2 protein-coding genes are annotated in these 15,481 nt (G+C 69.5%); both read left to right on the plus strand.

Going from position 1 to position 15,481, the window contains the following annotated elements; translation table 11 throughout:
* The first annotated feature begins 239 nt into the window (after positions 1–239).
* Complete coding sequence (locus tag ACOJVX_RS12075) at positions 240–1,577, plus strand: serine hydrolase domain-containing protein (RefSeq protein WP_103056257.1); 1,338 nt, start codon at positions 240–242, stop codon at positions 1,575–1,577.
* 109 nt (positions 1,578–1,686) lie between these two features.
* Positions 1,687–15,360, plus strand: coding sequence for an amino acid adenylation domain-containing protein (locus ACOJVX_RS12080; protein ID WP_422647539.1), 13,674 nt, complete (start codon positions 1,687–1,689; stop codon positions 15,358–15,360).
* Positions 15,361–15,481: the final 121 nt, after the last annotated feature.

Consider the following 15,481-nt stretch of genomic DNA (forward strand, 5'->3'; position numbering starts at 1 on the left):
ACCCGAAAAGGAACTCGACCAGAGGGTTTTGGGGAAGGGCGAAGGTCGTTGCGAGTCCGAACCACCTGGTAGAGCCTGGTTGCGGATTGTTGGCGGGCAAACGGGAACGTCCGGCCCCCAGGGGGCGGAGGGGCGCGGCCGGTCCACCACCGAACCAGACGAGAAGTCCGTCCGCAACGGGGGAACGGGTGTCAACGCTCGACACCCACGCCCACCGTCCGGTGCCCGGGGAAGGTGGCATGGAGTCAACTCAACTGGCAGACGTGTTCGAGAAGCTGGTGCATCAGTACCGGGTTCCCGGGGCCCAGTTGGCTCTCTACGACAACGGCGAACTGCGCACCGTCGAAGTCGGCCACCAGCACCACGACCGTCCCAGCCCCGTCACCAGGAACTCCGCCTTTCCGTTCGGTTCCGTCACCAAGTTCGTGACCGCGACCCTCGCCATGCAGTTCGTCTCCGACGGGGACATCGACCTCGACACCCCGATCTCCGAGTACGTCCCCGCTCTCCGCGGTGCGGCCAACCCCCAGATCGGGCGGATCACCCCCCGGCAGCTCCTCAGCCACACCGGTGGCCTGGTGACAGAGATCGACTTCCCCGACATGCGGACCGCCTCCTACCAGCGGTACGCCCAGGCCGCCGCCGGCGTGGACAACATCTTCCCGCCCGGCGAGGCCTTCTCCTACTCCAACGTGGGCTACTGCCTGGTCGGCCACCTGGTCGAGAGGGTCTCCGGCATGGACTGGTGGACCGCCGTCGAAACCTGCCTCCTCCGGCCCCTCGGCATCACCCCGGCGTTCCTCTTCGACCCCCGGCCGCTCAGCGAACGCTCCTCCGTCGTGGGCGGCCACACGGTACGTGTGGAAACCGGTGACGTCGCGGCCGTCGACCTGTTCCTCCCCCTCTCCGCCAGCGCCGCAGGAGGCCTCGCCGGCAGCGCGTCCGACCTGGTCACCCTCGCCCGGCTGCAACTCGAGGACCGCGACGGCTTCGACCACGCCGACCTGCTTCCCGATGACGCCGCCCGGAACATGCGCGCTACCGCCCACGGCGCCGAACCCTTCGGCCTCGCTGACGCCTGGGGTCTCGGTCTGATGAAGTACCAGGGCGCCGACGGGACGACCTGGTTCGGCCACGACGGAACCGTCGACGGCACCAGCTGCCACCTCCGGGCCAACGCCGAGCAGAACACGGCACTCGCGATGACCGCCAACGGAACCACCGGACTCCTGCTCTGGGCCGACCTCGTCGAGAGCCTCCGCGACGCCGGGATCGCGGTCGGGCACTACACCGTGCCCGCCACCAACCCCGTCGAGGTGGCCGACCCCGCTGACTACACCGGCGACTACGTCAACGGCAACATCCCCTTCCGGGTGGAGTCGGACCCCGAAGGCGGACTCGCGCTGACCAGGACCGACGGTTTCCACGTTCGGCTGGCGATGCACCAGGACGACGTCTTCCTCGCACGCGAGGAGAACTTCGACGCCGCCGACATCGGTGGTCGGTTCGTCCGTGACGCCGCGACCGGCGCCGTCACCCTGCTGCAGTACGGCGGACGCTCGTACCGGCGGTCCTGACCACGTCGAGCGAACACCGCCAGGCTTCGCTGGTTGGCCGGAGTGGAACGCCTGGCACGGCACGACGAACACCAGGCGGCGGCCAACCGACAGGAGCGAAGTACCAGAGATGACCACCGAACCGCATGCTGTCCAGGTCTCCGCCCCCGGCCCCCGCCGCTTCGCCCCGCTCGTGGTGCCGGCCGACCTCGTGCGCCGGCTGGACGCACTCCAACACGACCACCACCCGGGGGCGGCGACGACGACAGCGGAGCACGGCGACGCTCCCACCCGGCGGGAAGAACCCGCTCACCCGTGGGATGCGGTCCTTCCCGCTCTGATCACGTCCGCACGGGCGCTGTACGCCAGTCAGCACGACGGTCCGAGTCCTTCGGTCCACGTCATGCGCCAGTCCGAACCAGGGGACCCGGCGCATTCGTCGAGCGACGCCACAGCGGGGCAGTTCTCCGCCTCGACCGTCATCCCCGCGAGCGAGATCAGCCCGAAACAGGAGGCAGCCGAGCTGCTCGGGGCCCTGCGCAGTCACCTCGTCCAAGGCAAGGCCCTCGGTACCACGGCCGCTGACCTCACCCAGCCTGCTCCTGTACGCCACTCCTCGACCGCAGCGGGGACGCGCCCCGCCTCTTCTCCACGCATCGTGATCCGCATTCACGGCGCCCCGGTCGCCCGAGATTCGCGCTCCGACCAGTCCACCGGTGCCCTCGCGCTCGATCTGTGGACGGCCGCCGACGGGGTGTTCGGGGTGATCGGCGGCACCGAGGTGCTGGACGGGCAACACGCGACTGGCCTGGGACGGCAGCTCGTGCTCCTGCTTCGGTCCATCGCCGACCACCCTGAGCAGCCGGTGCGGGATCTCCTGCGCGCGTCGGAACGGCGCCACACCGAAGAGCACGTGATCGCCACCGACCGGGTGCTGCCGGTGCAGACGGTCACCGGGGTGTTCGCCGCGCGGGTGGTCGAGTGCCCGGACGCGGCGGCGGTGGTGGGGGAGGGGGTGTCGTGGTCCTACCGGGAGGTCGATGCCCGGTCGGCCCGGTTGGCCGGATACCTGGTGTCGCGGGGTGTGGTGGCCGGTTCCCGGGTGGGGGTGTTGTTGGAGCGGGGTCCGGATGCGGTGTGCGTGCTGTTGGCCGTGCTCCGGGCGGGTGGTGCCTACGTTCCGGTGGATCCGGGGTACCCGGCGGCGCGGGTGGAGTTCCTGCTCACCGACAGTGGGGCCGGGGTGGTGGTGACCACCGCCGAGTTGGCCGACCGGGTCCCGGCGGGCCTGGCGACGGTGGTGGTGGACGACCCGGCGACGGTGGAGCAGGTAGCACGGTCCGTCGCCTCGCCAGCTCCGGCGCCGGTCTCGGGTGACATGCCGGCGTATGTGATCTACACGTCCGGCTCCACCGGTACTCCGAAGGGAGTGGTGGTACCGCACCGGGCTGTGGTGCGGGTGGCGTGGGAGCCGGATCACCTGCCGGTGGGGCCGGGGGATGTTGTCGCCCAACTGGCGTCGTTGTCCTTCGACGCGGCCACTTTGGAGATCTGGGGAGCGTTGCTCAACGGGGCGGCGGTGGCGGTGCCCCGGCCCGGGGTGTTGTCGGTACCCGAACTGGGTGAGTTCCTGGGTGAGTACGCGGTGACGGGGTTGTGGTTGACGGCGGGGTTGTTCCACGAGGTCGTCGACACTGATGTGGCGGTGTTGTCGGGGGTGCGGTACCTGCTGGCCGGGGGTGACGTGCTGTCTCCGTCGCACTGCCGGCGGGTGGTGGAGGCGGTACCGGGGGTGCGGTTGGTCAACGGGTACGGGCCCACGGAGAACACGGTGTTCACCACTGTTCAGGTGGTGGGTGCCTCCGTTGTGCGGGGGCGGGGTTCGGTGCCGATCGGGTCGCCGGTGGCGGGGTCCGGGGTGGTGGTGTTGGACCGGTGGTTGCGTCCGGTGCCGGTGGGGGTGCCGGGGGAGCTCTACACCTCGGGTGCGGGTCTGGGGCATGGGTATGTGGATCGTCCGGGGTTGACGGCGTCGCGGTTCGTGGCTGATCCCTTCGATGCCGCTGGTGGTCGGGTGTACCGGACGGGGGATCGGGTGCGGTGGTTGCCGGACGGGGTTCTCGAGTTCGTGGGGCGGGTGGATGATCAGGTGAAGGTGCGGGGGTTCCGCATCGAGCCGGGTGAGGTCGAGGCCGCGTTGGTGGGGCAGTCGGGGGTGGCGCGGGCGGTGGTGGTGGTCCGGGAGGACACTCCGGGGGCGCGGCGTCTGGTGGGTTACGTGGTGCCGGCCGAGGGGCATGTGGTTGATGGTGGGCAGGTGCGGGAGGAGTTGCGGTCTCGGTTGCCGGAGTACCTGGTGCCGGCGGCGGTGGTGGTGCTCGAGGCCTTGCCCCTGACGGGTAACGGGAAGGTCGACCGGGCGGCGTTACCAGCCCCGGAGTTCCAGCCCTCCCAGGGGTACGTGGCACCGCGCACGGACACCGAGAAGGTGCTGTGCGAGGTGTGGTCCGAGGTTCTTGGTGTGGACCCGGTGGGCATCGATGCCGACTTCTTCGCCCTCGGTGGCGACTCCATCAGCGGGCTGCGGGTGCTCTCCCGGCTGCGGGAACACCTGAACCTCCCGCTTCCCGCCCGGCTCCTGTTTGACGAACCGACGGTGGCCGGGCTCGCCGCGCACGTCGACGGCCACACCACTGCGGAACACCAGGAAACCGAGCAGGTACCGCTTGTCGGCGGAACCGGTGGACACCCGGACAACGGTAGCGACAGCTCCGTGCACCAGCTGTCGCCGCCACAGCAACGCCTGTGGTTCCTCGACAGCCTCATCCCGGGCGGTGTCGAGTACAACACCGGAATCAGCCTCCGGCTGCACGGCTCTCTCGACCTGGAAGCCCTGGCCAAAGCCCTGAACCGGCTCGTCAGCCGTCACGGGAGCCTGCGAACGACCTTCGAGGAGGTGTCAGGCCAGCCCGTCCAACGAGTGCGGCGGGGGTTCGACGTACCGCTGCGGACGGTCGACCTGCGCACACCAGAGCTGGACTGCCTGGAGGAGCGGGATGCCCGCCTGGCGGCGGTACTCCGCGAGGAGACGTCCACACGGTTCGACCTCCACGAGGGGCCGCTCTTCCGAGGCCTGGTCGTCCGAGAGACGAACGACGTGAGCGTCCTCGTGCTGTCGGTGCACCACATCGTGACGGACGGGTGGTCGATGGGTGTGCTGGTCCGGGAGCTGGACCAGTACTACACCGCCGAGCTGGCCGGTGCCCCGGTGGAACTACCCGCGCTACCGGTGTCCTACCGGGACTGGGCAGCCTGGCAGCGGGACCAGACCGAGAAGGCCGGTTGGGAGGAACAGCTCGACTACTGGCGGGAGCAGCTGGCCGGGGTTCCGGTGCTGGAACTGCCCACCGACCGTGCCCGACCGGTGGTGCGCAGTTCGGTGGGCGCGGTGCACGTCCTGCGGGTCCCGCCCGCGGTGGTGGACCGGTTGACACGGTGGGGCGCCTCGGGTGGGGCGAGCCTGTTCATGACCCTGACCGCGATTACCCAGCTGGTGCTGGCCCAGCACAGCGGGCAGGACGACATCGCGGTGGGCACGGTGGTCTCGGGTAGGGACCGCACCGAGCTGGAAGGGCTGGTCGGGTTCTTCGTCAACACCCTGGTGCTGCGGTCCCGGGTGGATCTGTCCGAGTCCGCCGAGGTGTTTCTGGCGCGGGTCCGGGAGACGGTGCTGAGGGCGTTCTCCCACCAGGACGTGCCCTTCGACCGGGTGGTCGACGCCGTGGGTGGGGTGCGGGACGCGTCCCGGCCGCCGTTGGCGCAGGTGATGGTGGTGTTGCAGAACGCGGTGGGTGAGGTGGCCGAGTTCGGGGGGATGCCGGCGCGACGGGTGGTGTTGGACCGGGCGTCCTCGCGGTTCGAGGTGACCTTCGAGTTCTGGCCGGACGCGGAGGGGTTGGTGGTGGAGCTGGAGTACAACACCGACCTGTTCGATGCCGGCACGGTGGAGCGGTGGGCCCGGGACTGGGTGCGGCTGGCCGAGGCGGTGACCGCGGAGCCGGAGCGCCGGTTGGTCGAGGTGGCGGTGACCGACCCCGCTGAGCGGGATCTGGTGGCGGAATGGAACACCCCCGACCGGGTGCTGCCGGTGCAGACGGTCACCGGGGTGTTCGCCGCGCGGGTGGTCGAGTGCCCGGACGCGGCGGCGGTGGTGGGGGAAGGGGTGTCGTGGTCCTACCGGGAGATCGATGCCCGGTCGGCCCGGTTGGCCGGATACCTGGTGTCGCGGGGTGTGGTGGCCGGTTCCCGGGTGGGGGTGTTGTTGGAGCGGGGTCCGGATGCGGTGTGCGTGCTGTTGGCCGTGCTCCGGGCGGGTGGTGCCTACGTTCCGGTGGATCCGGGGTACCCGGCGGCGCGGGTGGAGTTCCTGCTCACCGACAGTGGGGCCGGGGTGGTGGTGACCACCGCCGAGTTGGCCGACCGGGTCCCGGCGGGCCTGGCGACGGTGGTGGTGGACGACCCGGCGACGGTGGAGCAGGTAGCACGGTCCGTCGCCTCGCCAGCTCCGGCGCCGGTCTCGGGTGACATGCCGGCGTATGTGATCTACACGTCCGGCTCCACCGGTACTCCGAAGGGAGTGGTGGTACCGCACCGGGCTGTGGTGCGGGTGGCGTGGGAGCCGGATCACCTGCCGGTGGGGCCGGGGGATGTTGTCGCCCAACTGGCGTCGTTGTCCTTCGACGCGGCCACTTTGGAGATCTGGGGAGCGTTGCTCAACGGGGCGGCGGTGGCGGTGCCCCGGCCCGGGGTGTTGTCGGTACCCGAACTGGGTGAGTTCCTGGGTGAGTACGCGGTGACGGGGTTGTGGTTGACGGCGGGGTTGTTCCACGAGGTCGTCGACACTGATGTGGCGGTGTTGTCGGGGGTGCGGTACCTGCTGGCCGGGGGTGACGTGCTGTCTCCGTCGCACTGCCGGCGGGTGGTGGAGGCGGTACCGGGGGTGCGGTTGGTCAACGGGTACGGGCCCACGGAGAACACGGTGTTCACCACTGTTCAGGTGGTGGGTGCCTCCGTTGTGCGGGGGCGGGGTTCGGTGCCGATCGGGTCGCCGGTGGCGGGGTCCGGGGTGGTGGTGTTGGACCGGTGGTTGCGTCCGGTGCCGGTGGGGGTGCCGGGGGAGCTCTACACCTCGGGTGCGGGTCTGGGGCATGGGTATGTGGATCGTCCGGGGTTGACGGCGTCGCGGTTCGTGGCTGATCCCTTCGATGCCGCTGGTGGTCGGGTGTACCGGACGGGGGATCGGGTGCGGTGGTTGCCGGACGGGGTTCTCGAGTTCGTGGGGCGGGTGGATGATCAGGTGAAGGTGCGGGGGTTCCGCATCGAGCCGGGTGAGGTCGAGGCCGCGTTGGTGGGGCAGCGGGGTGTGGCGCGGGCGGTGGTGGTGGTCCGGGAGGACACCCCGGGAGCGCGGCGCCTGGTGGGTTACGTGGTGCCGGAGGACGGGGCCGTGCCCGCTCCGGAGGTGTTGCGGGACGCTCTGCGCCGGTTCCTGCCGGAGTACCTGGTGCCGGCGGCGGTGGTGGTGCTCGAGGCCTTGCCCCTGACGGGTAACGGGAAGGTCGACCGGGCGGCGTTACCAGCCCCGGAGTTCCAGTCCGCTGACCGTCATGTCGCACCGCGCACGGACACCGAAAAGGTGTTGTGCGAGGTGTGGGCTGAGGTGCTGCGGTTGGACCGGGTCGGGGTGACCGACAACTTCTTCGAGCTGGGTGGCGACTCGATCCTGAGCATCCAGGTCGTGTCGAAGGCCCGAGCGGCGGGGGTGGTGTTCACCTCCCGGGAGTTGTTCCAACGCCAGACGATCGCTGCCCTGGCATCAGGACTGTCATCCCCTGACGGGGAACCCGGAACGGTGGGGGCCGAGCAGGGTCGGGTGTCGGGGGCGTTCCCGATGACCCCGGTCCTGGAGTGGTTCACCACCACGCACCCGGTGGGCCCGGAGCATTTCAACCTTTCCGCGGGGTTCACCCTGCCCCCGGACACCGATCTGGTGGTGGTGCGGCGGGCGGTGGGCGCGGTGGTGGAGCACCACGACGCGCTGCGCATGGTGCTGCGCAGGGACACGGCGGGTGCGTGGACACCGGTGGTGTTGCCCGAGGTGGACCTGGACGAGGTCATCCAGGTAGTGGACCTACCGGTCGAGGACACCGCTGATGACATGTGGCAGCGGGCGGTGGTCGCGGCGCAGGCAGGGTTGGACCTGCAACGAGGCCCGTTATCGCGTGTTCTCCTCGGCCGTGGTGCTGGTGGGGACCGGTTGCGGGTGGTATGGGTAGCCCACCACGTACTGGTCGACGGGGTGTCCTGGCGGATCCTGCGGGAGGACCTGACCACCGCCTACCACCAGGCAGTGACCGGACGACCGGTGGACCTCGGGGTGAAGACCACCGCGTTCCCCCACTGGGCACAGGCCCTGCGGGAGCACACCCGGGCCGGGGGGTTCACCGACCAACTCCACTACTGGCGGCAGGCCATCCCCACCAGTCAGGACCTACGGCTTCCGGTGGACGTTGCCGAGGGGGACCACTCGGTCGGAGCCCAGGACCGGGTGCGGGTGGTACTGGACCAGACCACGACCCGGGAGTTGCTGCAGGACGTGCCCGGGGTGTACCGGACCAGGATCGATGAGGTCCTGCTGACCGGGCTGGCCCGGACGGTGCGGAGGTGGACCGGGTGGCCCCGGGTACCGGTGACGGTCGAGGGCCATGGTCGGGAGGAAGTCCTGCCGGGGGTGGAGGTGTCCCGGACCGTGGGCTGGTTCACCTCGATCTACCCGGTCACCGTGGAACTGTCCCCGCGGGGGGAATGGGCCGGTGATGTCCTGGCGGTCAAGGAACAACTCCGTGGGGTCCCCGACCGGGGGATCGGGTACGGGGCACTGCGCTACCTCACCGGAGGGGGAAGCCCGGATTCGGGGCTGGACACCGACCGGGAACCACGGATCAGCCTGAACTACCTGGGCCAGTTCGACACCACCACCGGTGAGCAGGAGTGGATCGGGGACTGGCGGCTCAACCCCGGTGGCGAGCACCACCCGGGAGAAACCCGTACTCACCTGCTGGAGGTCGTGGCCCAGGTCCGCAACGGCCGGTTGGAGATCGACTGGTGGTACTCCCCAGGCCTGCACCACGAGGACACCGTTCATGGCCTGGCGGAGTCCTTCCTCACCGAGTTGTCGGGGTTCGTGGCTCACTGCCGCCAGCCCGGGGCCGGGGGTGTGTCCCCGTCGGACTTCCCGTTGGTGGCGTTGGACCAGGACACGGTGACCCGGTTGGCCGGGACCGGTCGTGCGGTCACCGAGTTGTACCCGTTGACGGGGTTGCAGGCCGGGATGTTGTTCCACGCGGTGGCCGATCCGGCGTCGGTGGCGTATCTGGAGCAGTTGTCCTGTGTTCTGGAGGGGGTGGATCAACCGGGGTTGGTGGCGGTGGCCTGGCAGCGGGTGGTCAACGCTCATGAGGCGTTGCGGGTGTCGGTGGCCTGGCGTGAGGTGCCGGACCCGGTGCAGGTGGTGCACCGTGAGGTTGAGGTCCCGATCACCGTGGAGGACTGGTCGGGTTACGAGGGTGGGGAGCAGGACCGGCGGTGGCGGGAGTACCAGCGGCGGGATCAGGGGGTGGCCTTCGATCTGGAGCGGGCCCCGTTGATGCGGGTGTTGCTGGCCGGGTTGGGGGAGGGCCGGGTGCGGGTGGTGTGGACCTTCCACCACCTGCTGCTCGACGGGTGGAGCATCTACCGGTTCTTCTCCGACCTGATCGCGACCTACCAGGCCCTGGCCGAGACCACGGGTGAGAACACCGTCTCGGTGGTCCCGGTGGGACGCCGCCAGTACGGGGAGTTCCTGCGGTGGTTGACCCGGCAGGACCAGACCACCGGGCGGGCCTACTGGCGGGAGGCGTTGGCCGGGTTCGACCAGCCCACTGCCCTGCCCTGGGACCGTGCCCCTGACCGGGCACACCGTTCGGAGTCCACCGCCCGTGTCCGGGTGCCTTTGACCACGGCGGGTTCGGAGGCGGTGTTCTCCTTCGCCCGGCAGGAGCGGGTCACGGTCAACGCGGTGGTGCAGGCCGGGTGGGCGTTGGTGTTGGCCCGGCATGCCGGCACGGTGGATGTGGTGTTCGGGGCGACGGTGTCAGGTCGACCGGCTGAGGTGGTGGGTTCGCAGGAGATGGTGGGGTTGTTCATCAACACCCTGCCGGTGCGGGTGGTGTGTGATCCGGGGGTGCGGGTGGGGGAGTGGGTGTCGGGGGTGCAGGCCCGGCAGGTGGAGGCCCGCCAGTTCGATTACGTGCCGTTGACCGGGATCGAGTCGGAGCTGCCGGCGGGGGTGGGGTTGTTCCAGAGCCTGGTGGTGTTCGAGAACTACCCGGTTCAGGAGGCGGGGTCGGCATCCGGGGTGCGGGTGTCGGGTGTGGAGGCGGTGGAGGCGACGAACTACCCGGTGACGGTGACGGTGTATGCCCGGGACCGGGTGGAGGCGTGGTTGTCCTATGACCCGGAGTTGTTCACCGAGGACACCGCCGGGCGGGTCGCGGCCCGTTTCGCCTGGGCGCTGTCCGAGATCGCCACCAACCCCGACCGACCACTCGGCCAACTCGACATCGCCAGCCCGAGCGAGTGGAAGGGTGCCCCTGTTCTCGAATGCAACTCTCAGGTAGGAGTGCGGGATGTGGAAGCAGAATCCCTCCTCGACCTGTTCCGGCACCACGTCCACACGGCCCCGACCAAGGTCGCGGTGTCCTACCGGGATTCCGAGGTCACCTACGGGGAACTCGACCTGCTCTCGACCCGGCTGGCGAAGCACCTCGTCGGGATCGGCGTCGGCCCGGAAACCCGGGTAGCCGTGGTCTTGCCCCGCTCGGTCGACCTCGTCATCGGCATCCTCGCCGCTCTGAAGGCCGGCGGTACCTACGTTCCAGTCGATCCCCAGTACCCCGCCGACCGCATCGCCTACACCCTCGCCGACAGCGCCGCGTCGGTCGTGCTCACCGTCTCCTCGGTAGCAGGAGCCCTGCCTCCGGGCCTGGCGGAGGGCATCGTCCTGCTCGACGAGGTCGAGTGGCGGAACTCGGAGGAGGACCGCGACCAACCCCTACCTGGGCGGGTCGACCCGGATCAGTCGGCCTACGTCATCTACACCTCGGGTTCCACCGGCCGGCCCAAGGGAGTCGTCGTACCCCACCGTGCCGTGACCAGCCTGTTCCGGGAAACCACGGAACGGTTCGGTTTCGACGCTGACGACGTGTGGACGATGTTCCACTCGGCGGCGTTCGACTTCTCGGTGTGGGAGATCTGGGGAGCCCTAGCATTCGGTGGCAGGCTCGTCGTCGTGCCGTGGGAGGTCTCGCGCTCGCCGGGGGACTTCCTGCGCCTCCTCGTCGATCACCGAGTGACGGTGTTGAACCAGACCCCGTCGGCCTTCGCGCAGCTGGCGCAGGCCGAGGCGGATCAACTCCACCTCGGCCAGGACCTGGTACTGCGGTGGATCGTCTTCGGGGGCGAGGCCCTCGACGCGTCGCGCCTCGCACCGTGGTTCGCCAGACACCCGGACGGGCCGACCATCGTGAACATGTACGGCATCACCGAGACCACGGTGCACGTCACGGCTCACCCGGTCCTGCCGGAGGAGCTCCTGCCCGGCGTGATCGGACGCGCGATCCCCGGTTGGCGCGTCCACGTGCTGGACCGTGCGGGAGGACTGCGGCCGGTTCCACCAGGCGTGGTCGGAGAGATGTACGTCGCTGGTGCGGGGGTCGCTCGCGGTTACTCCGGACGCCCTGGCCTGACGGCCACCAGGTTCGTGGCCGACCCGTTCGGCGAGCCGGGTTCACGCATGTACCGCACGGGGGACCTCGCGAGGGTCGACGCCGAAGGCCGGCTGGTGTACGTGGGCCGAGCCGACGAGCAGGTCAAGCTGCGGGGTTTCCGCATCGAGCCTGGTGAGATCGCGACCGTACTCGGCCAGCACCCCGGCGTCGGACAGGCAGCGGTCACGGTGCGGGACGATCTCGCGGGCGAGGCTCGGCTCGTCGCCTACCTGGTCCCCGCCGCTCCTGACGAGCCACTGCACACCGACGAACTTCGAAGCCTGCTCCACCAGGTTCTCCCGGACCACATGGTGCCCTCCTCGTTCGTCGTCCTCCCCGAGCTCCCCCTGACGTCGAACGGCAAACTGGACGGGCGGGCGCTTCCCGCGCCGGACATGACGGCGACCGCGTCCTACGCCCCTCCCACGACCGAGACGGAACAGGTCCTCTGCGTGATCTGGGCCGAGGTGTTGGGGAAACGGCGAGTCGGCATCGACGACAACTTCTTCGAACTCGGCGGCGACTCCATCAGCAGCATGAAGGTCTCCTCCCGTACCCGCGCGGTCCTCGGGATCGAACTGTCACCCCGCCTCCTCTTCGACTACCCGACCGTCGCCTCCCTCGCCGCTGCCCTGCCCGGCGAGGAGCTGTTCGGCGCCATGGCCGAGGTGCCGACAGCCACGGTGCGTTCCGACGGGCTTCCCCTGTCCTACCCGCAGGAGAGGTTGTGGTTCCTGCACGAGTTCAGCCCCGCGGGTGCCGAGTACAACCTGGGTGTCGGCCTGCGGCTGACAGGTGCTCTCGACGTGGAAGCCCTGACCTCGGCCGTGGAGGCCCTCGTTGAGCGGCACGAATCGCTGCGTACCACCTTCGACTCTGTTCACGGCAGCGGGATCCAGCGGATTCACCCGACGATGCCCATCTCGCTGCGCACGGTCGATCTGACTGGGGAAGAGGAGGGACGTCGCGCGCGTGAGCTGCGGCGGCTCCTGAGCGCGGAGATGGACAAGCCCTTCGACCTCAGGAAGGGGCCACTGGCGCGGGTGCTCCTGGTTCGGGAACGACCGGCGGTTCATTTCCTGGTGGTGACGATGCACCACATCGTCACGGACGGCTGGTCGATCAACCTGCTGCTGGGCGAACTCGCCGCGCTGTACGGGGCATCCGTGCGGGACGAGACACCGTGGCTCCCGGAGCTTCCGCTCCAGTACGTCGATTACGCCGTGTGGCAGCGGAAACAGCTGTCCGGTGACGCGCTCGATGGGAAACTCGCCTACTGGCGAGACCAGCTGTCCGGCCTGCCAACGCTCTCGCTGCCAACGGATCGTCCACGGCCGGCCGTGCGGACCACTGCGGGTGCCATGCACACCTTCGCCGTTCCGGCAGCCCTGGTGAGGGGGTTGAGAAGGGTGGGCCGTCCGCACGGCGCCAGTCTTTTCATGGCTCTCACCGCCCTCACGCAGCTCGTGTTGGCTCGGCACAGCGGGCAGGACGACATCGCCGTCGGTACGGTCACCTCGGGGAGAGAACGCGCCGAGTTCGAGGAGACCGTGGGGTTCTTCGTGAACACCGTCGTCCTCAGGACCAGGATCGACGAGACCCGGACGTTCGACCAGCTCCTCGCTGACGTGCGGGACACCGTGTTGACGGCGTTCGCCAACCAGGACGTCCCCTTCACCAGGCTCATCGACGAGCTGGTTCCGGACCGCGATACCAGTCGAACACCACTGGTCCAGGCCATGGTCGTGCTGCAGAACACGCCACCTGCCCGGCCGGCGTTCCCTGGTATCGAGGTCGAGGAGGTCCTGCTTCCCCGGAACGCCGCCCAGTTCGAAGTCAGCTTCCAGTTCGAGGAGCGGCTGGATGGTCAGCTCTGGGCGGCGATCGAGTACAACACGGACCTCTTCGACCCGGACACGGTCGCTGAGATCGCGAATCATCTGGTGGTGGCGGCGAGCGCTGTTGTCGAGGAGCCCGCGCGTGCTCTCGCGGTCACTCCGCTGATCGAGGACGCCCGGCTCGAGGAGCTGCGCGCGTCGTGGGCGCGCTACTCCCCGGCGCTCGTCGAGGGTGTGGAGCCGGTGTCGTTGGTGGAGTTGTTCGATCGTCAGGTCCGGGAGCGTCCCGAGGCGGTGGCGGTGTCCTTCCAGGACACGACGGTGACCTACGGGGAACTGGCCGGGCGGGCCTACCGCCTGGCGGCGCACCTGCGGGCCAGGGGCGTGACCCCGGGAGCGCGGGTGGCGTTGCTGCTGCCCCGCACCACCGACCTGGTGGTAGGGGTGCTGGGTGTGCTCGCGGCCGGGGCGGCGTACGTGCCGGTGGACCCGAACTACCCGGCGGAGCGGATCGCCTACACCCTGACCGACAGCGGGGCCTCCACGGTGGTGACCGTCTCGGAGACCGCTGGTGCTCTCCCGGGGGCGGTGTCCGGGGTGCCGGTGGTGGAACTGGACCGCACGGACTTCTCGGGGTACGAACCCGGGCGACCGGAGGTGGTGGTGCCCGCCGAGGCGGTGGCCTACGTGATCTACACGTCCGGGTCGACCGGACGGCCGAAGGGCGTGGCGGTACCGCACCGCGGCGTGGTGTCACTGCTGACCGGGACCCAGGACCGGTACGGCTTCGACGCCGGGGACGTGTGGACGTTGTTCCACTCGGTGGCCTTCGACTTCTCGGTGTGGGAGATGTGGGGCGCGTTGGCGTTCGGGGGCCGGTTGGTGGTGGTGCCCTGGGAGGTGTCCCGCAGTCCGGGGGAGTTCCTGGAGCTGGTGGTGGCCCAGCGGGTGACGGTGCTCAACCAGACACCCTCGGCGTTCGAGCAGTTCGTGCGGGCCGAGGCGGAGAACCCCGGGTTGGGGCGGGAGTTGTGCCTGCGGTGGGTGGTCTTTGGTGGGGAGGCGTTGGAGGTGTCCCGGGTGCGGCCGTGGTTGGCCCGGCACCCGGACACACCGGTGTTGGTGAACATGTACGGGATCACCGAGACCACGGTGCATGTCACCGCGCACCCCCTCAACCCGACCGGGAAGGGGGAGAACGGTGCGGAGGTCGATCTGGTCGAGGGGTCGGCTGGGGTGATCGGGCACGCGGTGCCGGGGTGGCGGGTGTACGTGCTGGACCGTGCCGGTGGGTTGCGTCCGGTTCCTCCGGGGGTGGTGGGGGAGATGTACGTGGCGGGTGCGGGGGTGGCGCAGGGGTATGCGGGTCGTGCGGGGTTGACGGCGTCGCGGTTCGTGGCCGATCCGTTCGCTGGGGATGGCCGGCGGATGTACCGGACTGGGGACTTGGCCCGGGTGGATGGTCAGGGGCGCCTGTCGTACGTGGGTCGGGCGGATGAGCAGGTGAAGGTGCGGGGGTTCCGGATCGAGCCGGGGGAGGTCGCCGCCCGGTTGGGAGAGCACCCGGGAGTGGCGCAGGCGGTGGTGGTGGTCCGGGAGGACACCCCCGGCGACAAACGCCTGGTGGCCTATGTGGTCGCTGCCGCTGGTGGGTCCCTGGTGCCTGCCGAGTTGCGGAAACATCTTCGCGCGGCTCTTCCCGAGCACATGGTGCCGTCGAACGTCGTCGTCCTGGACGCCTTCCCGCTGACCGGGAACGGCAAGCTCGACCGCGCGGCGCTGCCCGCCCCTCAACAGGAGATGCACGGATCCGCGGGAGATCCCGCGACTCCGACCGAGGAAGCTCTGGTCGACATCTGGTCCGATGTGCTGCACGTCAGCTCAGTCGGAACCGATGCCAACTTCTTCGAGAACGGTGGTAACTCGATTCTGAGTCTCCAGGTCATCGATGCGATTCAGGAAACCTTCGGCATCGACTTCTCAGCGCGGCTCTTCTTCGAGAACCCGACGATCACCCGCCTTGCCGAGGTGATCGAGGAGAAGATCCTGTCCGACATCGAGGGCTCGCTGTTCACCGAGGGTGACAGCGCACTGGACTGAGCTTGGCGGATGCCGGGCAGCAGAGCCGAGCGAGGGACGACAACAGCTGCTCGCTCCCGGCCCGCCCTGCCCAACAGCCGAAACCCACGTTCGTGATCACCTGGCCACCGAGGGGAAACTG

This window comes from Actinoalloteichus caeruleus (genome assembly GCF_049311605.1).
Lineage (GTDB): Bacteria > Actinomycetota > Actinomycetes > Mycobacteriales > Pseudonocardiaceae > Actinoalloteichus_B > Actinoalloteichus_B caeruleus.